The sequence below is a fragment of the Methylobacterium sp. PvP105 genome (assembly GCF_017876975.1).
In the GTDB taxonomy this organism is placed as follows: Bacteria; Pseudomonadota; Alphaproteobacteria; order Rhizobiales; family Beijerinckiaceae; genus Methylobacterium; species Methylobacterium radiotolerans.
Window position 1 is genome coordinate 243979 of record NZ_JAGIPA010000001.1, and the last position, 24382, is coordinate 268360.

Below are 24382 nucleotides of genomic sequence, written 5' to 3' on the forward strand. Positions count from 1 at the left end.
ACGTCGGTCGCCCGGCGACCGACGCTCCGTCCGGGCGGCTAATGCTGGTGCTGGTGCTGGCCGCCCGGCGCGCCCGCGCCGATCGGCGCCACCGTGAAGGTCACCGGCACGGCGCCGGCCCGCTGGAACGTGAGCGTCCCCGCGACGGTCTCGCCCGCCTTCGGCGCGCCGGTCAGGTCCTCGAACATGAGGTGATAGCCGCCGGGCTTCAACTCCACGGTCTCGCCGGGCTTGATGGTCAGGCCGTTCGTGACCGGCGCCATCTTCATGACGCCGCCCTCCATCGACATGCAGTGGATGTCGCTGCTCTTGGCGAACGGCACCGTCGCGCCCGTGAGCGTGTCGGGCGCGCGCCCCGTGTTGGTGATGCGCACGTACCCGCCGGCGACCTTGGCGCCGTTCGGCGTGGCGCGCAGCCACGGCGTCTCGATCGTCAGGTCCCCGGCCTTCACGGTCGTCGCGGCCGCGGCCGTCCCCGCGGGCGGCGCGCCGCCCGCCTGGGCGACCTGGACGATCCGGAAGGACGGCGCGGCCGCCTTCAGGTCGTGGGCGTCCTGACCGGCCTTGGGGATCTCCGACCAGGCGTAGCTGCCCTCCGCGCAATCCTGCTGGACCGGGACGTAGACGGTCGCGCCGGGCTCGAACGTGCCGGCGACCTGCGCCAGGAAGGTGAACTCGTCGACCTGATCGTCCGGCAGGGAGCCGCCGCTCCACGTGATCGCCGTCACGCCCTCCGAGACCGTGCCGTGATGGCTCGCGTAGGTCTTCGCATACGGGCCGCGCGCCGTCGTCAGCGTCCAGCCGGGCTTCGGCATCGGCTTGGCGCCGATCAGGCCTTCCGGGATGGTGACGCTCACGCGGGTCGTCGGCTTGCCGTTGCAGCCGTGCATGATCTGGACGACGCCGCGATACGAGGTGCCGGGAGCGGCCTGCTTGCGTTCCAGCACCGCGTGGGCCTGCGCCGCGGAGGCGAGCAGCCCGAGGCCGAGGGCGGCCGAGACAAGGGTCTTCATGGGAATACATCCGTCCTGAGGGATCCGAGAGGTGGTGATCGCTCAGGCGGTCGGCGGCCCCCTCGGGGCCGCGATGGTGCCCGGCGGCGCGCGGGCGCCGACCCTCTGGGCAAGGGGCCAGGCCGGGTGGCGGTTCGCGGCCACTGCCCACCGGACGCCGACGGCGGCCGGCCGCGGCGGAAGCGCCGGGCCGGTGGCCTGGGCGGCCGTGCAGCACTCGCCGTGGTCGCGGGGGACGGGCGCGCCCGGCAGAGCGGGCGCGTCGGAATGCTGCGCGCAGAGGCCGTCGGTCGTCGTCGGCGACGGCATCAGGCCGCCGAGAAAGGCCTGGAGCAGCAGGGCGTAGAGCGCCAGCACGGCGATGGCGGCCCGCAGGGCCGGCCCGACACCGCGATCCGAAAGGGCCTCGCCCGAATCCATGCTGCTCCCGCGCGCCGTCCGAGCCGGACCGCTATGGCATCCCTGCCACACCGGCGCGACGATGGCTGTTGCCAGGGTGCCGCACGGGGACGCGGCGTGCGCTGGCGCACGGCGACGCCACATTCCGGCCCCTTCGATAGGGAGTCTTAACGCCATCCCGACACCGTGGCGTCCGAGACAATCCGCTCCCGTCACGACCTGACGAACCCCGGACCAGAGCCAGCGACCGATGCGCAAGAAGGCACAAAACCGGTTCACCACGATCCTGAGCGTCGCCGCCCTCGGCGCGCTCGGCATGGGCGCCGCCGAAGCCCGCGACCAGGGCAACTACGCCCAGGCCGAATGGGCGCAGGACTACGCCTCGCCCGCCGGCATGCAGGTGCAGCGCGAGACGGTGCCGATCCTCTCGCCCCAGACCGTGGCATCCACCGAGCAGATGGTGGAGCGCTACAAGGATATCGTCGCCCGCGGCGGCTGGCGGCAGGTCTCCGGCGCCGACCACCTGCGGATCGGCTCGCGCGGCCCGGCCGTGGCGGCCATCCGCCAGCGCCTGATCGTCACCGGCGACCTCGACCCGGCCGCCGGCAGCTCGGGCGTCTACGATTCCTACGTCGCCGCGGGCGTGAAGCGGTTCCAGGCCCGGCACGGCCTCAGCCAGACCGGCGCCATGACGATGGCCACCCAGCAGGCCATGAACGTGCCGGCCGATGTCCGTCTGCGCCAGCTCGAGATCAACGTCGTGCGCCTGCGCTCCTACTCGGGCGATCTCGGCCGGCGCTTCGTGATCACCAACATCCCGGCCGCGCTCGTCGAGACGGTCGAGAACGGTCAGGTCGTCACGCTCCACGCCGCCGGCGTGGGCAAGATCGACCGCCAGTCGCCGATCATGAACACCAAGGCGACGCAGATCAATTTCAACCCGACCTGGACGGTCCCGGCTTCCATCGTGAAGAAGGACCTGATCCCGAAGATGCAGAAGGATCCGAACTACCTCACGGACAACAAGATCCGGATCCTGTCGAACGGCTCCGAGGTTTCGCCGAAGTCGGTGAACTGGTTCTCGGACGAGGGCACCCGCTACACCTACCGGCAGGATTCGGGCGCCGACTTCAACTCGATGGGCATCGTCCGCATCAACATCCCGAACCCTTACGGCGTGTTCATGCACGACACGAACACCAAGGGCGTGTTCGGCGACGATTTCCGCTTCATCTCCTCGGGCTGCGTGCGCGTGCAGAACGTGCGCGAGTACATCACGTGGCTGCTGAAGGACACGCCCGGCTGGGACCGCCAGAAGGTCGAGGAGGCGATCGAGAGCGGCAAGCGCATCGACGCCAACATCGCCCAGCCCGTGCCGGTCTACTGGACCTACATCACCGCCTGGTCGACCCCGGACGGCATCGTCCAGTTCCGCGACGACATCTACAAGCGCGACGGCGTGAACGTGCCCTCGACGATCGGCGCGCCGACCCCGGTCGCCAGCGCCGAGCCGATGCCGCAGACCTTCGAGCCCGGCGACGAGGAGTAGTCGGATCCGCGGGCGCCGGCCGCCCCCGGCGACGCCCGTCCGTCGAACCCGATCCGAGGCCCGCACCTCTGCCGAGGCGCGGGCCTCGCGCGTTCGGGGCCGCGCCTGTCATCCGGAGGTCAAACGCGTCTGATTGGCCCCGGAGGCAGCGTCCCGGATGCCGGCTGCCGGCCTCCCGCGGGACGCCGCGCCGCGAAGCCGTGCAGGAGCCATCGATGTCGCGCGACACCCAGCCCGGAGGCCTGACCCGCCGGAGCACCATGGCGGGGGCCGCCGCCCTCGGCCTCGTCGTTGGCCGGGCCGGCGCGCAGGAGGCCGCCGAGGCCGCCGAGGCCACCGGGATCGTCTCCGCGCGCGACGCGGCCGGCGGGGAGCCGGTCCCGCTGCCGGGCGTGCTGGTGTCCAACGGTCGCGAGATCGCGCGGACCGACGAGCGGGGCCGCTACCGCCTGCCGATGCCGGGCGACGGCGCGGTCTTCGTCATCAAGCCGCCGGGCTACGCCCTGCCGCGCGACGCCGACAACGTGCCGCGTCACTCCTACATCCACCAGCCCGGCGGCACGCCCGCCGAGCTGGGCCTGCGCTACCGCGGGCTCGCGCCCACCGGCCCGCTCCCGGCCTCGATCGACTTCACGCTGACCCGGGCGGACGAGCCGGACGACTTCGACGTCGTGCTGTTCACCGATCCCCAGCCCGAGAGCCGGTTCGAGCTGGACCACGTGCGGGACACCGCGGTCGCCCGCGCCATGGCGATCCCGGCGGCCTTCGGCCTGACCACCGGCGACGTGCTGTTCGACGATCTCTCGCTCTACGGCCGGTCCAACCGGATCGTCGGGCGGATCGGCCTGCCCTGGTACAACCTGCCGGGCAACCACGACCTCAACATGCAGGCGCCGGATGCGCGCTACAGCCGCGAGACCTGGAAGCGGGTGTTCGGCGCGCCGACCTACGCGTTCCGTCACGGCCGGGCGTGGTTCGTGATGCTCGACAACGTCGAGTGGCTCGGGCCGCCGGTGCCGGTGGGCGCCAACACCTACCGGGGCCGGATCGGCGAGCGCGGTCTGGCCTTCCTGCGCAACCTCCTGGCCGAGATCCCGCGGGACGACCTGATCGTGCTGGCCATGCACATCCCGCTGCACACCGACACGGCGCCGGACGATCCCCGCACCACCACCGCCGACCGCGCCGCGCTCCTCGAGCTGCTCGCAGGCCGCAAGGTCCTGAGCCTCGCCGGCCACACCCACACGACCGAGCACCACTACCTCGCCGACGGGCACCATCACCACGTGCTGACGGCCGTCTCGGGCTCGTGGTGGAGCGGCCCCGACACCCGGACCGGCATCCCCTCAGCCGACAGCCGCGACGGCACGCCGAACGGGTTCCACGTCCTGTCGATCCGCGGCACCGCCTACACGTCGCGCTACGTCGCCGCGCAGGGTCAGCCGGACGAGACCATGCGGATCCTGTTCGAGAGCGAGCTGCGGGCCGGCGCGCCCGAGGTGGTGCGCTGGACCCGGCCCGTGCAGGGGCTGCGGCCGCCGGTGCCGCAGGACGCGCTCGCCGACACCACCCTGGTGGTCAACGTGTTCGACGGCGGCCCGCGCACGCAGCTCGCGTTCCGGGTCGGGGACGCGCCGCCCCGGCCGATGGCGCGCACCCGCCGCCTCGACCCGTTCGTCACGGAACTTTACGAGCGCTACCCCGAGACCAAGAAGAGCTGGGTGAAGGCGATGCCCTCGACCCATATCTGGACGGCGCGGCTTCCGGACGACCTCGCCCCGGGCGCCCACCGGGTCACCGTGGAGGGCGCGGACGAGTACGGCCGTCCGATCCGCGGCTGCGCGGTGCTGGAGGTCACCGGCGAGCGCGGCCGCGGCTGAGGCCGGGCGCCGCGAGCGGCGGCGCCCGCCCGGGTCACGCCGCCAGCTGGCGGGTGCCGTGGCCACCCTCCTGGATCTCCTCGACGATCTTCGCGCAGAAGGCGTCGAGGTCGCCCGGGTTGCGGCTCGTGACGATGCCGTGATCGGTCACGACGTCCTTGTCGTGCCAGCGGCCGCCGGCATTGATCACGTCGGTCCGGATCGAGCTGAACGAGGTCAGGTCGCGGCCCTTGGCCGCGCCGGTCTCGATGAGCAGCCAGGGGGCGTGGCAGATCGCGGCCACGACCTTGCCGGACGTCAGGAAGCTCTTGATCACGGCGAGTGCCTGCGGCTCGAGCCGGAGCTTGTCCGGGTTGATCTGGCCGCCCGGAAGGACGAGGGCATCGTAGGACGCCGGGTCGACCTGCTCCAGGTCGGCGTCGACGGTGACCTCCTGGCCCCAGTCGGTCTTGTCCCAGCCGCGGATCGTGCCCTTGCTCTGGCGCGACTGCGGGGCGGCGACGGTCACGGTGGCGCCGGCCTGGGCCAGCTTCGCCTGCGGCACGGTCAGCTCGCTCTCCTCGAAACCGTCGGTGGCGAGGATCAGGATCTTGGCTTGGCGGATGTCGGGCATGGCGGGTCTCCGGTTCGGGGATCAGCCCGGCTAACGGAGGGTCGTCCCGCCCGTTCCCGCGGCCCTCGGCCGCCCGACCGCCTCCGGGAGCGGAAGCCGGTCCGGCGATCGGAACCCCCGCGAGGACGGCCCGTTGGTCCGCATCCCAACCATCAGGAGTCGCGTCATGGCCAATCCCGGCCTTCCCGAGCCCACGCCCGGCGACCTGCCGCCGCCCCCGCCGACGCCCGAAGAGGAGCCCGATATCGGCCCGACCGGCCCGCGCACGCCCTACCCGGTCAACGACCCGGGCATCGGAGAACCCGGTGGTCCGGGCTCAGAGCCGGACATCTTCCCCGGCACGCCGACGGACCCCGGCACGCGCATGTGACTGTGTCCGCGCCACGGACGGCGGCGCGCCCGGCCGTCAGTGGCCGCCGTGCGAGGTCCGCACGTCGCGCGGAGCGTTGAGGATCTCGGAGAGGCTCGTCACGACGTGGCGGGCCTCTTCGTCCGTGAGGCGGAGCTGGAACGGCGGAAGAGCGCCGGCCTGCAGGGCGACCACCGCCTGGCCCTCGTCGTCGGTGCCGATCTCGATGGCGGACGACGTCACGTCGAGCATGGCGACCTCCTCGTCGCCCATCTCGTCGGCCATGTCGGGCTCGTCCGTATCGTCGATCGCCGTGAGGAGTTGCCCGACGGCGCGCACCAGCGCCCGGGCGGCGCGGGCATCCATCACCACCGCCGTCGCCTGATCGTCCTTCTGGAAGGAGAGCTGGATGTTCGCACCGTCCAGCGAGACCGAGATGCCTGCCATGTATCGTCCAGAGCCACGCGCCTTAACTGCTTGAGCGCATTCCGTATATGCATCGTGAATGCCCGGAATCACAGGGGGCGGCGCCGCACGGTCGCCTCCCGATCCCGGCCTGCGGCGCAGATGATACGCCGTCCATGCCTTGTTGCGGCCGCAGCCTGCGCCTAAATACGTCCTCGGGGGGCTCATCCACCGAGGCTGACGCTGTTTAAGGTTCAGCGACTCGCGCCCCGCCGCACTGGCCAAATCCAGAAAGACCGTGGTGCATCACGCGGCCCTCGCGCCGCGCGGATGGCCTATGGACGAACGAGGTACACTACGTGAATACCGGCACTGTGAAGTGGTTCAATGAGACCAAGGGCTACGGTTTCATCCAGCCCGACGATGGCGGCAAGGACGTGTTCGTCCACATCTCGGCCGTCGAGCGCGCCGGGATGCGCAACCTGATCGAAGGCCAGCGGATCGCTTACGAGATCCTCACGGACAAGCGCAGCGGCAAGGACGCCGCCGGCAACCTGCAGGCGGCCTGACCGTCGCGGGTTCTGAAGCGCCTCCCGCGGCTCTCGGTGCGCCAGCGCGCGCAACCGAAGGTCGTGGGGACGCATGAAGCGGCCGCCTGACGCGGTTCCCCCTTCCGACGCTGCCTTCCCGGGCGAGACTGCCCGGATTCCGGTCGCGTCGGAGGCAATATCCCAGAAACGACGCCGGACGCAGCCAACGTCCGGTCCAGAGAAGAAAAGACATTGATGTTATTCGAGTACACACGGCGCCGCGGCGTCCGTTCCCCCGTCACCGATGCCCCGACCTTCCGGGTGGGCAAGCTGGCGCGGGCCAAGACCGCGGATCAGACCGGGGCCGATCTCAGCGACCTGATCGACCGGTCCTACAACTACCACTCCCCGCGTGAGCTGCACTGGCATCTCGCCGAGCGTCTCGGGCTCGCGCCCGCCGCGGTGAGGATCCGCGAGACCGCGGCGGCCTGAGCCGTCCGCGGCTCCTTCCTCAGGAGTCGTCCGAGGCCTCGGCCTCAGCGCTCCCAGGCGGCGAGGACCGGGTCGCGCAGACCCACCGGCGCGGCGAGCAGCTCGCCGTGCACCGGGTCGGCGCGATTGTACGGGGTCGCCGCGCCGGAGAAATCGCAGACCACGCCGCCCGCCTCGCGGAGAACCAGGTCGGCGGCGGCCAAGTCCCAGTCGCGGGCATTGCCGGAGATCATCCCGATATCGACCGTGCCGTCCGCCACGCGGGCGAGCCGCAGGGCGAGGGACGGGATCCGCGCGACCACCTCGAAGTCCGGGTCTTCTCCGGCGCCCCGGGCCAGACGGTCGAGCATCGGCTTCGGGCCGGTGATGCGGGCGCCCGGCAGGCTCTGCCTGGGATCGACGCGGATCGGTTCGCCGTTCCGCGTCGCGCCGCGCCCGCGCACGGCCTCGTAATCCGCGTCGCCCACCGGCGCGTGGACGAAGCCGATCAGCGGCTCGCCGCGCGACAGGAGCGCCACCGCTATCGACCAGTCCGGATGGCCCGACAGGAAGGCCCGCGTCCCGTCGATCGGATCGACGATCCAGACGAGGTCATGGCCGAGGCGGGCCGGGTCGTCGGCAGTCTCCTCCGACAGCCACGCCGCCCGCGGCACGAGGGCGCTCAGGCGCACCTTCAGGAAGGCGTCGACCGCGACGTCCGCCTCGGTCACCGGCGAGCCGCCGGACTTCGACCAGATCCGGGCCGAGGTCTGACCGCCGAGCCTGAAGAAGGGCCGGGCGATGTCGGCGGCCTCGCGCATCACGGCGCGCAGTTCCGGCATCAGGGCGGATACGGCATCGTCGGTGAGAGGCTCGGGCATCGCGCTCCGCGTGGAATCCGTGCGGCCCGCGAGGGCCTCGCCGTCCCGCCCGTCCGGCGACGCGGACGTCCGGGCCCGCCTGGGCTCACCCGCTCGGGCTGTGAAGACCCGGCGCGGAGGATCGCGCGCCCGGTCACCCCGTTGTACGGCGCCTCCCGCAGCGCCACAAGGATGCTGGTTGATCGATCGATAACGACCGATCTGCGCAAGGAAATGTTGAGCATTCAAGGAAGCATTGAGCATTCCGCAAATGACAGCGCTGTCCAGATTCGCTTAACGACGGCTCTTAAGCGGTGCGGAGGAGTTCGGGTGCGATTTTGCTTGGCATAACGGACGGCCCGACAGCGGCCGCCACTTGCTCCAGGGACTCGGACCGATGAACACTTCCCCGGCCACGGACAAAAGCCACGCAGGACACCCGATGCACGGTGCCGACACCGCGCCCCGCTTCGTCGTTTCGCCGCTTCCGGTCGTCGGCCGCGTCTCCGGGGCGCGCCGGGCCGCCGGGATCGCGCTCGCCTACGCCGCCGAGGACGCGGAGATCGTGGGCGCCGACCGGTTCAGCCTGATCCTGGTCGATGCCGAAGGGGACGTGCTGCAGCGCCTCGGCAGCTTCGAGGAGGACGACGTCGTCGCCGTGTGGCGCGACATCGCGGCGCGGGCGGGACTCGTGCGGATGATCGTCCGCGAGGACGGCCTCCTCGTCCCGGTCTCCCAGCAGATCGGCCGGCTGATTCTCGGTCAGGTCCGCATCCGCCGCCGCCATGCCGGCCTCGGCCGCCGGCGCCCGCGCTTCCTGGCCCGCCGCAAGACCGGCCGGCTGCCGGCGCGCCCGCAGATCTTCCGCGGCGAGAACGAGATCATCGCCCGCACCTGAGGGCGCCGCCCGCGCCTAGGCCAGGTTGCGCAGCAGCGCGTCGGCGGTGAGGCCGACGAACAGGATCAGGCCCGCATCCCGGTTCGACCGGAACAGCGTCAGAGCACCGCGCCCGTCGCGCTCGCGCAGCGACAGGACCTGCCAGGCGAGATGCCCGGCGAAGGCGGCGATCCCCAGATACCCGACGGGCCCCGCTCCGGCCCCGCGCGCCGCCAGCACTACGAACAGCGCCGCCAGCGCGTAGCACAGCCCGACGGCGAGCCGCACGTGCCGGCCGAACAGGCGGGCCGAGGAGCGGATCCCCGCGATCTCGTCGTCCTCGATATCCTGCACCGCGTAGATCGTGTCGTAGCCGATCACCCAGCACAGGGCGCCCGCGTAGAGCAGGAGCGCCGGCGGGTCGAGGCGGGCGAACACCGCGGCCCAGCCCATCAGCGCGCCCCAGGCGAAGGCCAGGCCCAAGATGGCCTGCGGCATCGGCATGACCCGTTTCATGAACGGGTAGATCGCCACCGGCAGCAGCGAGCACAGGCCGATGACCACCGCCTCCGCGTTGAACTGCAGCAGGACGGCGAGCCCGATCAGGGCCTGGATCACCAGGAACAGGGCCGCGTGGCGCGGCCGCACCTGCCCGGAGGGCAGGGGGCGCAGGCGCGTGCGCTCGACCTGCGCGTCGAGGTCGCGGTCGGCGATGTCGTTGTAGGTCGAGCCCGCCCCGCGCATCGCGACCGCGCCGATCAGGAACAGGAGGCAGTGCCAGGGATCGGGAAAGGCCTGGTCCGCGGCGATCGCCGCCAGGGCGGCCGACCACCAGCAGGGGAGGAGGAGGAGCCACCAGCCGATCGGCCTGTCGATCCGGGCCAGGCGCAGGTACGGGCGCCAGGGTCGGGGCGCCCGCCGGTCGACCCAGTGCCCGGAGACGGCATCGGCCGGCCGCCCGTCGTCAAACACCGTGCCGTTCATCGGTCGGATCTCCGGTCGTCCCGCACGTGAAATCCCCGCCGCTGCAGAGGGGGACCCGCGCCGGATCCGTGATCCTCTCAGACGATCTCAGAGAGCGCCCTGCGGCAGCTTGAAGCTTCCGGTCAAGCCCGGACCGCCGAGCAGCCCGCCGCCGCCGCCGCCGGCCTGGGCCTGAGCCTGGGCGCGGGCCTGCGCCTCCATCTTGGTCGCCTGGGCGGCGACGCTGCAGATCTTGGTGCGGATGCCGCTGACCTTCATGTGGTCGGCCTTGAAGCCCTCGGCGAAGGAATCGGGGATCGAGCACCATTCCTTGTTGGCGGCGATCCACTTGATGCCCTCGGCGCCGTTGGCCTGGAGCTTCCCGAACAGGGCGCAGGCCTCCTGCGGGGTCATCTTCTTCTTGGACTGCGACGCCGCGTTGGCGCGGCCGACCAGGGCCTTGCGCTCGGCCAGGGTCTTCTGGATGGCGCCGCATTCCGGCGCCGCGCTCTGCGCGAACGCGCCGGTGCCGAACAGGACGGTGCCGACCAGCACCGCCGCCCCCAGCTTCAGACTCCCCTTCGCCATTCCGCGACTCCCTCGACGCCCCTGCCGACTCCGCGAGCGGCCGGCTCTCTTCCGTTCCCTTGGGTTCGCCATAGGATTGTGGCGTCAATCGAGCGGCAAACCGGCTGCGCCATGAGCCGGTGGACTGGCTGCGGAAAACCGGGGCTCGTAACCATTCGGCAACACTTTCGGGAACGCATCCCGCGTTGACAGGCCCGCCGACCCGCGCGACCACGCCGCCATGCCGGCCTACGACTTCACCGCTCCGCGCCTCCACGTCGCGGCCGATCTCGCCGCGGGGGTGATTCTGCCCCTCGACCGAGCCCAGGCCAACTACCTGCTCAACGTGCTGCGCCGCGGGCCGGACGATCCGGTCCTGGTGTTCAACGGCCGCCACGGCGAGTGGCGCGCGCACCTGGTCCAGACCGGGCGCAAGGGCGCCGACCTCCACGTCGCCGCGCAGACGCGCCCGCAGACCGAGCGCGCCGACCTGCACTACCTGTTCGCCCCGCTGAAGAGCGCGCGGCTCGACTACCTCGCGCAGAAGGCGGTGGAGATGGGGGCCGGGACGATCCGTCCGGTCATCACCCGGTTCACGCAGGGCGACCGCGTCAACATCGACCGGCTGCGAGCCAACGCCGTCGAGGCCGCCGAGCAGTGCGGGATCCTGGCGATTCCCGAATGTCCCGAGCCCGAGCGCCTCCCGGCCGCGCTCGCGGGCCTCGCGCCCGGGCGGCTCCTCGTGTTCTGCGACGAGGACGCGCCCGTGCGCGACCCCGTCGCGGCCCTGCGGGCGGCCGGCGACCCGCTGGCGCCGCCCCCGCTCGCCGTGCTGGTCGGCCCCGAGGGCGGCTTCTCGGAGGAGGAGCGGGCGCTGATCCGGGCTCGGCTGAACACCGTGGCGCTCTCCCTCGGGCCGCGCATCCTGCGGGCCGACACCGCCGCCGTCGCCGTGCTGACCCTGGTGCAGGCGGTGCTCGGCGACGCGCGCTGACGGCGGGCCGATCCTTCCATGTGTGCCCGCGCACATGGTAGGATCGCGCCGGGCGATTGTTTCGCTGGATCGGACGTGAAGCGGCGCGCCGGTGGAGACCGCCGCGTTGTGGGTTCACGGCGGCTCGATTATGTCCCGGATCGGACGCCGCCTGCGCCGCGTGCTCATCGGGGTCGGGGGCGGGTGTCCGCCCGGATCCCGCTCGCGAGAGCGGGTTCGTACCGGGTGGATCCGCCGGAGCAGTCCGGCGCGCCCGTTCCCAGGCACAGGTCAGACGCACGGGCAGGCAGCGCATGGCGCGCGACAGCAACGACACCACGCCGCTCACCACGCGCGCCGAACTGATCGAATGGTTCGCGGCGGGCGAGAAGCCGCGCGCGCGCTTCGCGATCGGCACCGAGCACGAGAAGATCCCGTTCTACCGCGAGACCCGGACGCCGGTTCCCTACGAGGGCGACCGCGGCATCCGGGCGCTCCTGGAGGGGCTCGCCCGCGAGACCGGCTGGGAGCCGATCCTCGATCTCGGCAACATCATCGGCCTGTCGGCGGAGGCGGGCGGCGCGATCTCGATCGAGCCCGGCGGCCAGTTCGAGCTGTCCGGCGCGGCGCTCCCCGACGTGCACGCCACGGCGGCGGAGCTCGCCACGCACCTCGCCGCCACGAAGCGGGTCGCCGATCCCCTCGGCATCGGCTTCCTGACGCTGGGCATGAGCCCGCGATGGCGGCGCGACGAGACCCCGGTCATGCCCAAGAGCCGCTACCGGATCATGGCCGGCTACATGCCCAAGGTCGGGTCCCTCGGCCTCGACATGATGCTGCGCACCGCCACCGTGCAGGTGAATCTCGATTTCGCCTCCGAGGCCGACATGGTGCGCAAGATGCGCGCGTCCCTGGCGCTGCAGCCGGTCGCGACCGCGCTCTTCGCCAACTCGCCCTTCACCGACGGCCGGCCGAACGGCTTCCTGTCGCGCCGGTCCGAGATCTGGCGCGACACGGATGCCCACCGCACCGGAATGCTGCCCTTCGCCTTCGACGCGGGCTTCGGTTACGAGGCCTATGTCGACTGGCTGCTCGACATGCCGATGTACTTCGTCAAGCGGGGCGACACCTACCACGACGTGTCGGGCGCCTCGTTCCGCGACCTGATGGCCGGCAAGCTCCCGCAACTGCCCGGCGAGTTCGCCACGGTCTCGGACTGGGCCAACCACGCCTCAACGGCCTTCCCGGAGGTGCGGCTCAAGCGCTTCCTCGAGATGCGCGGCGCCGATGTCGGCGATCCCGGCATGATCGCCGCCCAGGCGGCCTTCTGGGCGGGGCTCCTCTACGACGAGTCGGCCCTGGACGCGGCCCTCGACCTCGTGAAGGGGTGGAGCCCCGCCAACCGCGAGGCCGCGCGGGCCACGGCGCCGCGCCTGGGGCTCGCGACCCCGGTGGCCAACACCACGCTCGGGGCCGTCGCCGCCGAGGCCCTGGCGATCGCCCGGGCGGGCCTCCGGGCGCGGGGCCGCCGCGACGCCGAGGGTCGGGACGAGGTGATCTACCTGCAGCCGCTCGAGGCCATCGTCGCGGCCGGGCGCACCCGGGCCGAGGATCTCCTCGCCGACTACGAGGGACGCTGGGGCGCCTGCGTGCGTCCGGCCTTCACCGAGTGCGTCTTCTAGCGACCGCCTGAGCGGCGCTCGTGGCCCGCGCGAATCGGCCTTGGAACGTGCTAATGGAACGTTCCGACAGGGCGCCGCGCTCGGGGAGAGGACGCATCATGACCCGCATCATCGCCGCCATCCTCGCCGGGCTGGCATCCGTGCCGGCGAGCTCCGGTACGGGGCAGGCCGCCGACCTGGCGCCGTTCCAGGGCTCAGGTCCGGCGCCGACACCGGGTCGCTGGCACACCGGAGCCGGTGGCCGCGTCACCGGCACCGTGGCCGCGCGGGGGCGGCCGGAGTACAGCTATTACGGCGAGTACGGCTATCCCGCGCCGTTCGGCTACGGCTACGCCTACGCGCCCGTCCCGAGCCGCGGCTTCGAGTACGGCTACAACGGCCCCCGCTACGTCTGGACGGCGCCGGACAGCTATTCCGGACCCGCCTTCGGCTATCACGTGTGGTGAGGGCGCCGCTGGCGCCGGGGCGCGGCGGTGCCTATGACGCGCCGGGGCCGGCATCCGCGCCGGTTCGGGAGCTTCCGGTGTGCGGGACGAGGATCCGGACTGCGTCGACCTCGACCTGAGCGGCCTGAAATGTCCGCTTCCGGTTCTGCGCACCCGCAAGGCGCTGCGCGGCCTCGCTGCCGGCCAGACGCTGGTGGTGACCTGCACCGACCCGCTGGCCGCCCTCGACATCCCGAACCTCGTGCGCGAGGAGGGCGCCCGCCTCGACGCCGCCGAGCGGCTCGGAGGGCCGCCCGCGGTGCGCCTGCGCTTCCGCATCACCGTGTCCGCAAGGCCGCCGCATTCCTGAACGATCCGTCGGGCTTCCAGGAGCGAGGTGAGATCGGAATGGCACCGCGGATCGGGGGCGTGCGCCTCGTACATGACGGTTGGGCGCGCTACCTCGTCGCCGAGGTGATGCAGGAGGACGGAAGCCGCATCACGCGGGAGATGGAGGATCACGGCCGGGCGGTCGCGGTGCTCCCCTACGATCCGGACCGTCGGGTCGCCACGCTCGTCTCGCAGTTCCGGGCGCCGGTCCTCTACTCGGGCGGGCCGCCGAGCCACATCGAGGTGCCGGCCGGGCTCCTCGACGAGGGCGCGTCCGAGGACGAGGCGCGGCGCGAGGCGATGGAGGAGACGGGCCTGCGCCTGAGCGCCCTCGACTTCGTCGCCAGCGCCTGGTCGATGCCGGGGATCTCCACGGAGCGCATGGATCTGTTCCTCGCCGCCTACGGCGAGGCCGACCGGACCGGCACCGGCGGCGGTCTCGCCGCGGAGGGCGAGGCCGTCGCCGTCCACGAGATCCCGCTGCCGGAACTGGCCGCCATGGGCCGCCGCGGGGCGATCACCGACATGAAGTCGCTGACGCTGCTCTTCGCGCTGCAATTGCGGCGGCCGGACCTGTTCGCGGAGCGGCGCTGAGGTCAGCCGGGGCGCCGCCGGAGCTGGTCCCGCGCGGCGAGGCCGATGAAGCGCCAGGATTTGATGAAGTAGCGCCGGAACAGCCTGCGCGGCGCCTGAAGGAACCGGTAGATCCACTCGAGGCCGAGGCGCTGCATCAGCCGCGGCGCGCGCGGCAGGAAACCGGCGGCGACGTTGAGGGCGTCGCCGACGCAGAAGACCACCGGCTCGCCGAGCGTCTGCCCGTGACGATCCACCCAGATCTCGGATTTGGGCGCCCCGACCCCCATCACCAGCAGCGTCGTCCCGTGGGCGCGGATCCGCTCGGCCAGGGCGCGGCTGTAGGCCGCGTCGTGCTCGAAGCCGAAGGGCGGCACGGCGCTCGCCACGGCGCCGGCCGGAAGCCCCGCCGCCTGCAGCCGGGTCGCCAGCGCGTCCGCCGCATCCTGGCGGGCCGAGACGAAGAAGACCCGCTGCGCGAAGGCCGGCGGATCGGCCAGGACGCAGCCCAGAAGATCGTGGCCGGTGATCCGGTGCACGGGCCGGCCGCACGCCTTCCGGGCCAGCCAGACCAGCGGCATCCCGTCGAGGGTCCTGGCCGCGGCGCGGGCGTAGGCCTCGCGGAACGGCGCGTTCTCGCTGAGCTGGACGATGTGATCGACGTTCGCCGTGACGATCATGCGCGGCCGGCCGTCTCGCCGGGCCGCGACGGCGGCCACGAGGGCCGCGGCCGGACCGGTGTGAAACCGGTGCCCGAAGAGTTCGACGGTCGCGCCTGTCTGCGGCGACCCGGACGCCGCGGAGGCCGGGGCGCTCACCGTGTGTGCCTCTCTGAGGACCGGATCCATAGCGCCCAGGTAGAGGCTGATCTCACCGCTGTCACGCATCGGCGGCCCGGAAGCTCGCGGCCGGCCGGGTAGCGGCGCGCAGGCTGCGGCGCCGGTCGCTGTCGGCGCCCAGCAGCAGGGCGATGCCGCCGCCGAGCAGCAGGCCGAGGACCAGCGCCACCGGCAGGACGATCTTGGGCGAGGGCGGGAAGGTCCGCTGGCGCGCCGGCACCGCGGCCGAGATGATCCGGACGTTGGTGGTGTTGAGCCGCTCCTGCTCGCTCGCCTCGCGGGCGCGCTTCAGGTAGGCCTCGTAGATGCCGCGGCGGGCGTCGAGGGTCCGCTCCAGCTCGCGCAGGCCGACATAGGCCCGGTCGCTGGACGCGGTCTCGTTCTTCACCCGGTCGAGATTGGCCCGGATCGCCGCCTCGCTCGCGGCGGCGCGGTCGTAATCCTTCTGGGTCGTCTCGATGATCCGCTCCTTCTCGCGCTGGATCAGGCGCTGGAGGTCGCGCTGCTGGGCGTACTGCTCGGCCATGGCCGGGTGGCGCTCGCCGAGGCGGGTGGCGAGCTCCGCGGTGTTGCGGGACAGCGTCGCGTATTGCTGCCGCAGGGCCTGCATCTCCAGGCTCTGCAGCATCTCCGGCAGGGCGGTGCTGGGATCCGACGAGCGCATCCGGCGCGCCTGCTCGAGGCGCGACTTGGCCTCGGCGGTCTTGATCGAGGCGGTGACGAGCTGCTGGTTCAGGTCGCCGAGCTGCTGGTCGGTGAGCAGGCGGCCGCTGGCGGCCACGAGCTTGTGGTCCTCGCGGTAGCGCACCACGGCGCTCTCGGCCTGCTCGACGTCGCGCTTGAGGCTGTTGAGCCGCCCCGCCAGGGCGTCGGAGGCGCGCCGCGCGGTCTCGGTCCGGGCCGCGGCCTCCTCGGCGAAGTAGGCGTCGCCGACGGCGTTGGCGATGCGGGCGGCCTTCTCGGGATCGCGGGACTGCACCGAGACGTCGATCACGAAGGTCCGCTCGGCCCGCCGGACGGTGAGGCGGTTCTGCAGCGTGTCGAGGGCGGTGATGACCGGGTCGCGACTCGCCGGCGGGGGCAGCATGCCCAGCGCGCCCTTGATCCAGGTCAGCGTCGGGTTGTTGCCGTCCGGCAGGACGAACTCGTCGTCCTGGTCGAGGTGGAGCTTGGCGATCACCCGGCGCAGGACGCTGTCCGACTGGATCACCCGCACCTGGCTCTCGGCAATCGACACGCCGCTGTCGGCCTGGGGCTGGCGCGCGTTCACGTCGTTCTCGACGACGCGCAGGTCGCTCGGATCGACCAGGACCTGGATGCTCGACGTGTAGCGCGGCGGGATCAGGCCGAGGAGCGCCACCGCCACCGCGACCATGAACAGGCCGCCCAGCACGATGAAGCCGCTGCCGCGCCACAGGCGCCGCAGGATCACGCGGCTATCGGTCGGCGGCGCGACCTGCGGCAGCACCATCCGGACGGGCTGCTCGCCGCTCATCCGTGTCGAGAAGTCGAACATACGCCCCGCTCCCTGACCTGCCTCGGCGGAGACCGCCGCCCGTCACCAGCCTCTTCGCCCGTTCCCTTTCTGACCAGCTCCGTGCCGGTCTGGAACAGGTGCGCGTCCGAGGCGCTGCCTTCTCCGGGAGCCCAGCAATCGACATACCGGGCCAGTAGTGTCGCTCCGATGCGGCATCTGCAGCAGGAAGCTGGCAGATATCGCTTACTGATGCAGTCCTAACTGTCACGACAATCCGGCGTGAAAAGTTCCCGATTTGTTGGGGACTACGTAAGCCGCGTCAGCCATCGCCCTCGTGTGCGACAATTGACTCCAGCGCATCGTAGGCCGCGGGATCGCCGGCCAGGAAGCGCTGGAAGCGCGCCCCGTCCTCGGCCGCGGCCGCGTTCCAGCGCGCGACGTTGGCCCGACTCATCCCGGCGGCGCGGGCCAGGGCGCCGTCGCGGATCCACCCGGCGAGGGCGCACGCGGCCGCGTCGGGCTGCTCCGGCCGGATCAGCAGGGCCGACCCGCCCAGCACCTCGCGGAAGACCGGGTCGTCCGGCGCCACCACCGGCAGGCCGCCGTGCTGCACCTCCAGCAGCGGCAGGCCGAGCCCCTCCGCCTTGGAGGTGGAGAGCAGCAGGTGGCACGAGCCCGCGAGGGCGCGCAGTTCGGCGTCGGTGAGGTATCCGTGGCGGTGCAGGAACGGCGGCGGTGCCTCCAGGAAGGCGTGCCGCCCCCAGCCGACCCGGCCGACGAGATGGAGTTCCGCCGGGATGCCGGCGCGGATCAGCGCCGCCGTCAGCGCGAGGGTCGCCGGATAGTTCTTGCGCGGCTCGATGGTGCCGATGGCCAGGATCCGCAGCGTCCGGCCCGGCGCGTAGGCCGCCGGTCCGGGCAGGTCCTCCAGGCCGAAGGCGTCGCGGACGGGCGGCCGCAGCAGCGCGACGCGGGCGCGCCTGGCACAGAGCGCGCGCACGTCCGCCCCGGTGGTGCGGCTGTTGACGAACAGGTTCGGGCACCAGCGCAGGGCCAGGGCGAAGCTCGGGCTCATGTAGAGCCGGCTGCGCAGGCTCAGATCCTCCTTCCGCGTGAGCAGGAAGGTGTCGTGGACGTAGAGCAGGCAGCGCGACGCCGCGACGGCGCAGAGCGGCCCGGGCGGGAAGCCCGGGAACAGGAACAGGGCGTCCCGATCCGTCAGCGCCCGCGCCGGCAGTCCGAGCTGCTGCGCGGCGATCATGCCGGGCAGGGAGCCCGCGGTCACCGGCCGCACCGCGTGCGGGGCGAGCCGGTCGGGAGCGAACAGGTCGAGGGTGACCCGCTCGATCCCCGTCACGTGGTCGCGCAGATGGGTCTGATCGAGGTAGATCCGCCGCCGCCCCGGCGCCGCCCGCGCGCCGCCCGCATCTGCGCCGCTCGCCGTCACGGTGTGCTCCGGCGCAGCGCGCCGGCGAGGTAGAGGCACCGGCGCACGAGGAGCGGCATCCGCCGCCCGAAGACCATCTGCTTGGCCCGCCGCAGCCGGCGCACGAGCGGGCGCGAGACGGTCGGGACGGTGCCGGCCGCGCCCGGCCGCAGGGCCGCCGCGAACGGGAAGTGTCCGAGCATCTCGGGGGCGAAGCGCGGGCCTGTCGCGGCGCTCGGCAGACCCCGACGCCGGAAGACGGCGTCCAGTGACAGCGCCGACGCGGCCGGGCTGTAGCGGCTCTCCAGGGCGATGCGCGCGAAGGCGCCGAGCCGTGTGCGGGCCTCGCGGTCGCCGACCAGCGCGGCCAGCGCCTCCGCGAGGGCGCCGGGCCGCACCGGCACGAGGCGGCCCGACACGCCGTCGATCACCGCGGAGGTCAGGCCGGAGGTGCGGTAGGCGAGCGTCGGCACCCCGCACAGCCCGGCCTCGATGGGCGTCTGCCCGAGGGTCTCGTGGCGGCTGGCGGTGACGTGGAGGTCGCAGGCTCCGTACCACGCGGCCAGGACCGCCTCGTCGGCGATGAGGCCGGGCGCGAACAGGTTCGCGACGCCGAGCCGGGCCGGGTCGTCGAGCCGGCCGATCGCCACCACGCCGACGCCGGGCCCCGCGACGGCCTGAAGCGCGGCCCGGAGGTCGGCGAAGCCCTTGTCGGGCCCGTCGACGATGACCGACGAAACGAGGATCAGGACCTCGTCGGGCGGCAGGTCGAGCGTGCGGCGCAGCGCGGCGCGATCGCCCGGCCGGAACACGGCGGTCGGGAAGGCCAGCCGGACGGGCTCGACCACGCTGCCGGGCGGTGCCAGTTCGCGGGCCCGCGCCAGCGTCCAGTCGGAATTGGCCAGCAGCCAGGGCGCGGAGGACTCGGTCGGTGACGCGGGCGAGGCGCCGGCGAGCACTGCGCGCTTGCGGCCGTGCATCCCGGCGATCCGGCCGGGCGCCAGCTCCGGGTACTCGTCCGGGCCGGGGCAGGCGGCGTCGCAGCCGGACGCGGCGCGCCCGCAGTCGCGGGGGTGGGCACACCGGCCGGTCAGGGGGAAGAGGTCGTGCAGCACGAGGCCGACAGGCACCCGCCGCGCGAGGCGGCCGACAACGTCGAGGCTGCGGGTGGCGCCGTGCAGGTTGCCGGCGAGGACGAGATCGGGGTCGGCCGCCGCGACCGCGGCCTCCGCCCGCGGGAACTCGTCGCTCCATTCGGCGGCCTCGGGGCGCCCGCTCAGCGTCACCTCCGCGACCCTATGGCCCGCGAGCGTCAGCGCTTCGGCCAGGCGGCGCTGGGCCACGCCCGCGCCCCCCCGGGTGCCGGTGCCGGTCAGCGACACGATCGACAGGCCGGCGGCGGGCGGGGGCAGCGGCGCGTCGAGCCTGCGGAGCAGCACCGGGCGGCCGATCAGACTGCGCCGGTTCTCGGGAATCGTCGACCAGGCGGAGGCGGCGTCGAGCATGCCGTCGGCATCGAGGGGCGCGCCGGCCGCGAGGGCGCCCCGCCGCCAGAGAATGCCGTCTGCCGCCGGCACCGGACCTTGCGCGTCCTCCGCGACCCCAGGGCCGTCGAGGCCGCGGACGGCGGCGTCGAACAGGACGCGCAGCCCCGCCACCGCGTCGGCGCCGGTGAGCGCGGCCTCCAGCGCCAGGGCGGTCAGCGCGCCCGGCGCGAGCAGGTCGCCGGCGCGGAGCCAGAACAGAAGCTCCGGGTCGGGATCCGCCAAAACCCGCGCCGCGGCCGCGCGGCCGGCCGTCGGGTCCAGCACGTCGTGCCGCACCTCCGGGTAGCCCTGGCGCAGAACCGACGCCACGGTCCCGGCCAGGGCGGCATCCGCGCGGGCCACCGTCACGACGCGGATCCGCGGCCACGGACGCCCGTCGGGCAGCGACCCGGGGCGGGACGGCGCGTGGGCGCGGCGCCCGAGCGGCCAGCCGACGACGCCGTGGGCGGGCGGTGACATGTCTGCGGCGTCGGTCAAGGCGGCTCTGGCGGCGGCTCGGGTCTCGTGCGGGGCGGCAGATTGGACGGGAAGGTTGAAGATTGCCTCTCGGATCGGGCGGTGCCTCAGGCCGCCACGCGGATCCGTGCCGGGCCGGGCTCGATCCGGCCGATCCGGGCGGCCGCCGGGTAACCGGCCGCCCGGACGCGCGCCAGGATCGCGTCGGCGCGGTCGGCCGAGCAGGTCACCAGCAGGCCGCCCGAGGTCTGCGGGTCGGTCAGGAGGTGGCGGCGCCACTCGGGGAGGTCGGCGGGCAGGTCCACCGCCTCGCCGAACGCCGCCCAGTTGCGGTGCGAGGCGCCGGTGACGGCGCCGGCGCGCGCCAGCGCCTCCGCCTGCGGCAGCAGCGGGAGGGCGTCGGCCTCGAGGGCGAGCGTGAGGCCGGCGCCGCGGGCGATCTCCAGGCCGTGCCCGAGGATGCCGAAGCCGGTGACGTCGGTGAGGGCGTGCACGGCGGGATCGGCGGCGAGGTCGGTTCCGATCCGGTTGAGCAGCGTCGTGGTCGCGATGAAGTCGCGGTAGCCGGCCTCGTCGAGGGTCGCCCGCTTGATCGCCGCCGAGTAGACCCCGACCCCGAGAGCCTTGGTGAGCAGGACGGCGTCGCCGGCCACCGCGTCGGCGTTGCGCCGCACCGCCTCGCGGCGGCAGGTTCCGATCACCGCGAGACCGTAGATCGGCTCCGGCGCGTCGATCGAGTGGCCGCCCGCGACCGGGATGCCGGCCTCGGCGCATTGCTCCGCGCCGCCGCGCAGGATCCGCGCGACCACCTCCGGGTCGATCTTGCCCAGCGGCATCCCGAGGATCGCCAGCGCGAAGAGCGGCCGGCCGCCCATGGCGTAGACGTCCGAGATGGCGTTCGTCGCGGCGATCCGGCCGAAATCGACGGGGTCGTCCACCATCGGGGTGAAGAAGTCCGTGGTGGCGATGAGGCAGGTGCCGTCCTCGAGCTCCCACACCGCCGCGTCGTCCGCGGTCTCGTTGCCGACGAGGAGCCGCTCGAACGGGCCCGCCGCCGGCTGCTGGGCGAGGAGCTGGCGCAGGGTGGCCGGGTCGAGCTTGCAGCCGCATCCGCCTCCGTGGGCGAGACTGGTCAGGCGGGGGGCATCGCTCATGGCTGAACTCCGTTCCGGATAACCCGGGGGCCTCGCCGGGTCAGTAGCGCGTTGTCAGCGCGTTGAGCCAGTCCGGCGAGGCCGCGACGGCCGCGGCCTCGACCCGCTTGTCGAGGCCCGTCAGCACCAGCAGGCCGAGCACGACCATCACGGCGCCGAGCGCGGCCTTCGCGGCCCGGCCGGCCGCGGCGAGGCCGCCCCGCCAGCGCAGCAGCGCCTCGCGGGAGACGAAGCCGAGGAGCATCAGCGGGGCCGCGGCGCCGATCCCGAAGGCCAGCATGGTCAGGGCGACACCCCCGAGACGCTCGCCCCGCGCCGCCATCAGCGAGGCCGCGCCCAGGGTCGGGCCCACGCAGGGACTCCAGGCCGCGCCGAGCAGCAGCCCCACGGCGAACTGGCCGGACACACCCCCGGAGCCGGCGCCGCCGAAGCGGTCCTCCGCCCAGGCGCCGATCGGGCTGGCCGCCGTCGCGACCCGGGCCTGGAGTCGCGGCAGCATCAGCACCGCGCCCAGGAGCACCAAGAGCACCGCGCCGGCGCGCCGGAACACGTCGCCGTCCAGCCCGACGGTGAAGCCGATCGTCGCGACGAACAGCCCGATGGCGGTGAAGGCGACGGCGAGGCCGGCTGCCAGCGCGACCGGACCGAGGCGATGCTCGGCTGCCGCCGTCCCGAGCACGATGGGGATCAGCGGCAGCACGCAGGGCGAGAGCACCGAGAGCAGGCCGGCCAGGAACGCGAATCCCACCGTTCCCAGCATGCCCCGTGCCCTCCCGCTGGCGCCTCGCCGGGGGAGGCTTCGACCCTGCCGCGCGGGCCGTCAACGCGCCAGGCGGACGCGGGTCCGCGGGAACAAGGCGGCCGCAGGCCGATTTCGGCGGCAATCCGGCGGCGTTGCCGGGCAAGGCGCCGAGGCAAGGCGCCGAGGCGAGGCGCCGGGGCGAGACGCTGAAGCAAGACGCAGAGGCATGGCGGAGCAGAGCGGTGACCATCTTCTTCACGGGCGACACCCATTTCGGCGACCCGCGGGCGCTGCGCTTCGATCACCGGCCCTATCCGGATCTCGAGGCCCACGATGCCGGGCTGATCGCGGCCTGGAACGCGACGGTCTCGCCCGACGACACGGTCTGGCACCTCGGCGATTTCGCCCTCGGACCGAGCGGCGACCGGATCCGCGCGATCCTCGCCGGACTGAACGGCGAGAAGCACCTGATTGTCGGCAACAACGACGGGCCGGACACGCTGACGGCGCCCGGCTGGGCGTCGGTGCGGCACTACGCGGAACTCGCCGTCGAGGGTCGGATGGTGGTGCTCTGCCACTACGCGTTCCGCACCTGGAACGGCATGAGCCGGGGGGCTCTCAACCTCCACGGCCACAGCCACGGCAAGCTCAAGCCGATGCCGAAGCAGTACGATGTCGGCGTCGATCCGATGGGTGCGGCCCCCGTGCAACTCTCGGTAATCCTGACCTCCCGCCTGCGCCGGAAGGCGTGATTCGGGGCGGAACTTTCACGTCAGCTTCACTGTTTCAGCGGACAGAGAGGGAGTGGATCTGAGCCGCTCCGAGAAACCCGGCAGGTCCGCCCGCGGATCTGCCATCACAAACCGTGTGTGAGTGTTCCCGTGAGTGCCAAGTCGGTCACTCTGACCCGCTGCCTCGCCAGCCTTCTGGCAGGCCTCGCCCTGACTTCCGCCGCGTCGGCCCTGCCGTCCTGCATCGAAGCCCAGCGCAAGGTCGACGAGGCGAACGCCCTGCGCTTCCAGGCGCGTCAGGAAGCCCGCCTGGGCAACCACGACCGCGTCTGCGACACGCTCGACGAGGTGGGCGACCGCTACGACGATGCCCGCGACGCGTTCGAGCGATGCGGCGAGGGTGTCGTGGCCATCGATCTCCGCAGCGAGCTGCGGGGTCTGCGGATCGCCAAGAAAATCAACCGCTGCGACTGACCGGGTGCGCGATCGCACCTCGGACGTCCCGTTCCTGAAGCATCACCGCGACACGCGCGACGCTGGTCGCCGAGAAGGTTCTGCGCCGATGACCCCCGCCACGCTCCCGAACGACATCGAGCCCGCCGTCACCCGCACCGGTCCGTCCTTCGCGGCCGCCCTCTGCGGCTTCGTCAGCACCACCGTCGCCACGACGATGCTGCTGATGCTGATCGGCACGTTCTGATTACGGCGCGACCGACCAAAACCTCTGGCGGTTGAACAGCATCTCCTGGGAGCCGATCTTCGGGGCCGGCTCCGTCCGTCGTCCGCAATCGTGCTCGACCGGCTTCGTGACGGCCGCCAGCGTCGCGGGCGCCGCCGGTATCAGACCGAGTCGGGACTGAACTTCGGGCTGCCGCGCCGCCGCGATGGTCAGCACGCAGGCGATCAGGCCGCCGGCAACAGTTCCGAGAACGAAATTCAACATCGGGGTCGGGATCCGGGGGCCGGTTTCTTTCGGCCGCAGAGCGTCGTCGATAACCAACCCGGCGGGATCATGGCGGACGCGGTGCTCACGCGCTTTTAACTCCTGGTCTGCGACAGCTACGCGCTAGCTTGCCTCAGTGGCAGGCCCGACGACGGGGCTGGACCGCCGATGAACTACGCCGCCAACGCCTACGCCAAGACTTCCCACAGCGCGCTGTCGCCCCGCGAGGCCGAATCCGCCGTGCTGCTGAAGGCCGCACAGAAGCTCATCGGCGCCAGTCAGGGGCTCGCCAGCGGCGATGCCGGACGCATCAACGAGGCCCTGACGTTCAACCAGCGGGTCTGGACGCTGCTGACCTCCGAGGCGACGTCCGACGTGAACCCGCTCCCCGCCGACGTGAAGCAGGGCGTCGGCCGCCTGGGCGTGTTCGTGCTCCAGAGCTGCATCGACACCATGATCGCGCCGACGCCCGAGAAGATCGCCACGCTGGTGTCGATCAACAATCACATCGCCGCCGGTCTTCAGGGCAATCCCGGCTGAGGCCGGGC

General features: G+C 72.7%; 29 protein-coding genes. 15 read left to right on the top strand and 14 right to left on the bottom strand.

Going from position 1 to position 24382, the window contains the following annotated elements; genetic code table 11:
- Positions 1–38 precede the first annotated feature (38 nt).
- Both J3A75_RS01215 and J3A75_RS01220 read right to left on the bottom strand, forming a co-directional pair.
- The gene (locus J3A75_RS01215) at positions 39–1013 is read right to left on the bottom strand and encodes a DUF1775 domain-containing protein (RefSeq protein ID WP_209649647.1); all 975 of its coding nucleotides are present in this window, start codon (positions 1011–1013) and stop codon (positions 39–41) included.
- Between the two features lie 42 nt (positions 1014–1055).
- Positions 1056–1433: a hypothetical protein gene (locus J3A75_RS01220; RefSeq protein ID WP_071000543.1), complete on the bottom strand. Its 378-nt coding sequence runs from the start codon at positions 1431–1433 to the stop codon at positions 1056–1058.
- Positions 1434–1662: 229 nt separating this feature from the next.
- On the opposite strand from J3A75_RS01220, the gene J3A75_RS01225 reads away from it, so the two are divergent.
- Both J3A75_RS01225 and J3A75_RS01230 read left to right on the top strand, forming a co-directional pair.
- Positions 1663–2961: a murein L,D-transpeptidase gene (locus J3A75_RS01225; RefSeq protein WP_012322264.1), complete on the top strand. Its 1299-nt coding sequence runs from the start codon at positions 1663–1665 to the stop codon at positions 2959–2961.
- 215 nt (positions 2962–3176) lie between these two features.
- Complete coding sequence (locus J3A75_RS01230; RefSeq protein ID WP_071000544.1) at positions 3177–4841, top strand: calcineurin-like phosphoesterase C-terminal domain-containing protein; 1665 nt, start codon at positions 3177–3179, stop codon at positions 4839–4841.
- A gap of 34 nt (positions 4842–4875) precedes the next feature.
- Here J3A75_RS01230 and J3A75_RS01235 read toward each other — a convergent pair whose 3' ends face one another.
- Positions 4876–5454 carry a type 1 glutamine amidotransferase domain-containing protein gene (locus J3A75_RS01235; RefSeq protein WP_071000545.1) on the bottom strand — a complete coding sequence of 193 codons (579 nt, stop codon included), beginning with the start codon at positions 5452–5454 and terminating at the stop codon, positions 4876–4878.
- 166 nt (positions 5455–5620) lie between these two features.
- On the opposite strand from J3A75_RS01235, the gene J3A75_RS01240 reads away from it, so the two are divergent.
- Positions 5621–5824 carry a hypothetical protein gene (locus J3A75_RS01240; RefSeq protein WP_012322267.1) on the top strand — a complete coding sequence of 68 codons (204 nt, stop codon included), beginning with the start codon at positions 5621–5623 and terminating at the stop codon, positions 5822–5824.
- Positions 5825–5860: 36 nt separating this feature from the next.
- Here the strand turns inward: J3A75_RS01240 and J3A75_RS01245 are convergent, their stop codons facing one another.
- Positions 5861–6250 (bottom strand): hypothetical protein, encoded by a 390-nt coding sequence (locus J3A75_RS01245; RefSeq protein WP_012322268.1) that lies wholly within the window; start codon positions 6248–6250, stop codon positions 5861–5863.
- A 317-nt stretch (positions 6251–6567) separates the two neighbouring features.
- On the opposite strand from J3A75_RS01245, the gene J3A75_RS01250 reads away from it, so the two are divergent.
- A complete protein-coding gene (locus J3A75_RS01250; protein WP_012322269.1) occupies positions 6568–6777 on the top strand; it encodes a cold-shock protein in 210 nt (69 codons plus the stop codon).
- A gap of 216 nt (positions 6778–6993) precedes the next feature.
- Positions 6994–7230 (top strand): hypothetical protein, encoded by a 237-nt coding sequence (locus tag J3A75_RS01255; protein WP_024828118.1) that lies wholly within the window; start codon positions 6994–6996, stop codon positions 7228–7230.
- 44 nt (positions 7231–7274) lie between these two features.
- Here J3A75_RS01255 and J3A75_RS01260 read toward each other — a convergent pair whose 3' ends face one another.
- Entirely contained in the window at positions 7275–8090 is an 816-nt protein-coding gene (locus tag J3A75_RS01260) for an inositol monophosphatase family protein (protein WP_012322271.1), read from the bottom strand.
- 421 nt (positions 8091–8511) lie between these two features.
- Here J3A75_RS01260 and J3A75_RS01265 point away from each other — a divergent pair, with 421 nt between their 5' ends.
- Positions 8512–8967, top strand: a complete 456-nt coding sequence (locus J3A75_RS01265) for a DUF6101 family protein (RefSeq protein ID WP_029360358.1) — start codon at positions 8512–8514, stop codon at positions 8965–8967.
- Between the two features lie 15 nt (positions 8968–8982).
- Here the strand turns inward: J3A75_RS01265 and ubiA are convergent, their stop codons facing one another.
- Together ubiA and J3A75_RS01275 are read right to left on the bottom strand one after the other, a co-directional pair.
- A complete protein-coding gene (gene ubiA / locus J3A75_RS01270; RefSeq protein WP_012322273.1) occupies positions 8983–9930 on the bottom strand; it encodes a 4-hydroxybenzoate octaprenyltransferase in 948 nt (315 codons plus the stop codon).
- Between the two features lie 87 nt (positions 9931–10017).
- The gene (locus tag J3A75_RS01275; RefSeq protein WP_012322274.1) at positions 10018–10497 is read right to left on the bottom strand and encodes a hypothetical protein; all 480 of its coding nucleotides are present in this window, start codon (positions 10495–10497) and stop codon (positions 10018–10020) included.
- Positions 10498–10717: 220 nt separating this feature from the next.
- On the opposite strand from J3A75_RS01275, the gene J3A75_RS01280 reads away from it, so the two are divergent.
- The 5 genes from J3A75_RS01280 to J3A75_RS01300 all read left to right on the top strand — a co-directional run bounded on the left by J3A75_RS01280 (position 10718) and on the right by J3A75_RS01300 (position 14540).
- Positions 10718–11470: a 16S rRNA (uracil(1498)-N(3))-methyltransferase gene (locus tag J3A75_RS01280; protein WP_071000546.1), complete on the top strand. Its 753-nt coding sequence runs from the start codon at positions 10718–10720 to the stop codon at positions 11468–11470.
- 293 nt (positions 11471–11763) lie between these two features.
- Positions 11764–13131, top strand: a complete 1368-nt coding sequence (locus tag J3A75_RS01285; protein ID WP_012322276.1) for a glutamate--cysteine ligase — start codon at positions 11764–11766, stop codon at positions 13129–13131.
- A 98-nt stretch (positions 13132–13229) separates the two neighbouring features.
- Positions 13230–13577 (top strand): hypothetical protein, encoded by a 348-nt coding sequence (locus J3A75_RS01290; RefSeq protein ID WP_012322277.1) that lies wholly within the window; start codon positions 13230–13232, stop codon positions 13575–13577.
- Between the two features lie 79 nt (positions 13578–13656).
- On the top strand, positions 13657–13926 hold the full coding sequence (locus J3A75_RS01295; protein WP_012322278.1) for a sulfurtransferase TusA family protein: 270 nt from the start codon (positions 13657–13659) through the stop codon (positions 13924–13926).
- Between the two features lie 38 nt (positions 13927–13964).
- Complete coding sequence (locus tag J3A75_RS01300) at positions 13965–14540, top strand: NUDIX domain-containing protein (RefSeq protein ID WP_012322279.1); 576 nt, start codon at positions 13965–13967, stop codon at positions 14538–14540.
- Between the two features lie 2 nt (positions 14541–14542).
- Here the strand turns inward: J3A75_RS01300 and J3A75_RS01305 are convergent, their stop codons facing one another.
- The 6 genes from J3A75_RS01305 to J3A75_RS01330 form a co-directional block, all read right to left on the bottom strand.
- Complete coding sequence (locus J3A75_RS01305; protein ID WP_012322280.1) at positions 14543–15406, bottom strand: WecB/TagA/CpsF family glycosyltransferase; 864 nt, start codon at positions 15404–15406, stop codon at positions 14543–14545.
- Entirely contained in the window at positions 15399–16874 is a 1476-nt protein-coding gene (locus tag J3A75_RS01310; RefSeq protein WP_012322281.1) for a GumC family protein, read from the bottom strand. Before J3A75_RS01310 ends, J3A75_RS01305 begins: the two co-directional genes overlap by 8 nt.
- Positions 16875–17154: 280 nt before the next feature.
- Positions 17155–18282, bottom strand: coding sequence for a glycosyltransferase (locus tag J3A75_RS01315; RefSeq protein WP_012322282.1), 1128 nt, complete (start codon positions 18280–18282; stop codon positions 17155–17157).
- Positions 18279–20267: a glycosyltransferase gene (locus tag J3A75_RS01320; protein WP_071000548.1), complete on the bottom strand. Its 1989-nt coding sequence runs from the start codon at positions 20265–20267 to the stop codon at positions 18279–18281. Before J3A75_RS01320 ends, J3A75_RS01315 begins: the two co-directional genes overlap by 4 nt.
- A 104-nt stretch (positions 20268–20371) precedes the next feature.
- Complete coding sequence (selD, locus tag J3A75_RS01325; protein ID WP_012322284.1) at positions 20372–21418, bottom strand: selenide, water dikinase SelD; 1047 nt, start codon at positions 21416–21418, stop codon at positions 20372–20374.
- 40 nt (positions 21419–21458) lie between these two features.
- Positions 21459–22178, bottom strand: coding sequence for a cytochrome c biogenesis CcdA family protein (locus tag J3A75_RS01330; RefSeq protein WP_029357966.1), 720 nt, complete (start codon positions 22176–22178; stop codon positions 21459–21461).
- 224 nt (positions 22179–22402) lie between these two features.
- Between J3A75_RS01330 and J3A75_RS01335 the strand changes: the two genes are divergently transcribed.
- From J3A75_RS01335 to J3A75_RS01345, 3 genes are all read left to right on the top strand, one after another.
- Complete coding sequence (locus tag J3A75_RS01335) at positions 22403–22912, top strand: metallophosphoesterase (RefSeq protein WP_012322286.1); 510 nt, start codon at positions 22403–22405, stop codon at positions 22910–22912.
- A gap of 129 nt (positions 22913–23041) precedes the next feature.
- Entirely contained in the window at positions 23042–23365 is a 324-nt protein-coding gene (locus tag J3A75_RS01340) for a hypothetical protein (RefSeq protein ID WP_012322287.1), read from the top strand.
- Positions 23366–23453: 88 nt separating this feature from the next.
- The gene (locus J3A75_RS01345; RefSeq protein ID WP_012322288.1) at positions 23454–23591 is read left to right on the top strand and encodes a hypothetical protein; all 138 of its coding nucleotides are present in this window, start codon (positions 23454–23456) and stop codon (positions 23589–23591) included.
- Here the strand turns inward: J3A75_RS01345 and J3A75_RS01350 are convergent, their stop codons facing one another.
- Positions 23592–23834, bottom strand: a complete 243-nt coding sequence (locus J3A75_RS01350) for a hypothetical protein (RefSeq protein WP_024828112.1) — start codon at positions 23832–23834, stop codon at positions 23592–23594.
- A gap of 168 nt (positions 23835–24002) precedes the next feature.
- Between J3A75_RS01350 and flaF the strand changes: the two genes are divergently transcribed.
- The gene (gene flaF, locus J3A75_RS01355; protein WP_012322290.1) at positions 24003–24374 is read left to right on the top strand and encodes a flagellar biosynthesis regulator FlaF; all 372 of its coding nucleotides are present in this window, start codon (positions 24003–24005) and stop codon (positions 24372–24374) included.
- Positions 24375–24382: the final 8 nt, after the last annotated feature.

Excerpts from the sequence above, each read along its gene's own strand:
- J3A75_RS01235 (WP_071000545.1), bottom strand. The coding sequence starts at position 5,454 with ATGCCCGACATCCGCCAAGCCAAGATCCTGATCCTCGCCACCGACGGT.
- J3A75_RS01305 (WP_012322280.1), bottom strand. The coding sequence starts at position 15,406 with ATGCGTGACAGCGGTGAGATCAGCCTCTACCTGGGCGCTATGGATCCG.
- J3A75_RS01290 (WP_012322277.1), top strand. The coding sequence starts at position 13,230 with ATGACCCGCATCATCGCCGCCATCCTCGCCGGGCTGGCATCCGTGCCG.
- J3A75_RS01265 (WP_029360358.1), top strand. The coding sequence starts at position 8,512 with ATGCACGGTGCCGACACCGCGCCCCGCTTCGTCGTTTCGCCGCTTCCG.
- J3A75_RS01345 (WP_012322288.1), top strand. The coding sequence starts at position 23,454 with ATGACCCCCGCCACGCTCCCGAACGACATCGAGCCCGCCGTCACCCGC.
- J3A75_RS01230 (WP_071000544.1), top strand. The coding sequence starts at position 3,177 with ATGTCGCGCGACACCCAGCCCGGAGGCCTGACCCGCCGGAGCACCATG.
- J3A75_RS01255 (WP_024828118.1), top strand. The coding sequence starts at position 6,994 with ATGTTATTCGAGTACACACGGCGCCGCGGCGTCCGTTCCCCCGTCACC.
- J3A75_RS01215 (WP_209649647.1), bottom strand. The coding sequence starts at position 1,013 with ATGAAGACCCTTGTCTCGGCCGCCCTCGGCCTCGGGCTGCTCGCCTCC.
- ubiA (WP_012322273.1), bottom strand. The coding sequence starts at position 9,930 with ATGAACGGCACGGTGTTTGACGACGGGCGGCCGGCCGATGCCGTCTCC.
- J3A75_RS01260 (WP_012322271.1), bottom strand. The coding sequence starts at position 8,090 with ATGCCCGAGCCTCTCACCGACGATGCCGTATCCGCCCTGATGCCGGAA.
- J3A75_RS01220 (WP_071000543.1), bottom strand. The coding sequence starts at position 1,433 with ATGGATTCGGGCGAGGCCCTTTCGGATCGCGGTGTCGGGCCGGCCCTG.
- J3A75_RS01280 (WP_071000546.1), top strand. The coding sequence starts at position 10,718 with ATGCCGGCCTACGACTTCACCGCTCCGCGCCTCCACGTCGCGGCCGAT.
- J3A75_RS01275 (WP_012322274.1), bottom strand. The coding sequence starts at position 10,497 with ATGGCGAAGGGGAGTCTGAAGCTGGGGGCGGCGGTGCTGGTCGGCACC.
- J3A75_RS01350 (WP_024828112.1), bottom strand. The coding sequence starts at position 23,834 with ATGTTGAATTTCGTTCTCGGAACTGTTGCCGGCGGCCTGATCGCCTGC.
- selD (WP_012322284.1), bottom strand. The coding sequence starts at position 21,418 with ATGAGCGATGCCCCCCGCCTGACCAGTCTCGCCCACGGAGGCGGATGC.
- J3A75_RS01240 (WP_012322267.1), top strand. The coding sequence starts at position 5,621 with ATGGCCAATCCCGGCCTTCCCGAGCCCACGCCCGGCGACCTGCCGCCG.
- J3A75_RS01320 (WP_071000548.1), bottom strand. The coding sequence starts at position 20,267 with ATGTCACCGCCCGCCCACGGCGTCGTCGGCTGGCCGCTCGGGCGCCGC.
- J3A75_RS01330 (WP_029357966.1), bottom strand. The coding sequence starts at position 22,178 with ATGCTGGGAACGGTGGGATTCGCGTTCCTGGCCGGCCTGCTCTCGGTG.
- J3A75_RS01285 (WP_012322276.1), top strand. The coding sequence starts at position 11,764 with ATGGCGCGCGACAGCAACGACACCACGCCGCTCACCACGCGCGCCGAA.
- flaF (WP_012322290.1), top strand. The coding sequence starts at position 24,003 with ATGAACTACGCCGCCAACGCCTACGCCAAGACTTCCCACAGCGCGCTG.
- J3A75_RS01300 (WP_012322279.1), top strand. The coding sequence starts at position 13,965 with ATGGCACCGCGGATCGGGGGCGTGCGCCTCGTACATGACGGTTGGGCG.
- J3A75_RS01225 (WP_012322264.1), top strand. The coding sequence starts at position 1,663 with ATGCGCAAGAAGGCACAAAACCGGTTCACCACGATCCTGAGCGTCGCC.
- J3A75_RS01310 (WP_012322281.1), bottom strand. The coding sequence starts at position 16,874 with ATGTTCGACTTCTCGACACGGATGAGCGGCGAGCAGCCCGTCCGGATG.
- J3A75_RS01245 (WP_012322268.1), bottom strand. The coding sequence starts at position 6,250 with ATGGCAGGCATCTCGGTCTCGCTGGACGGTGCGAACATCCAGCTCTCC.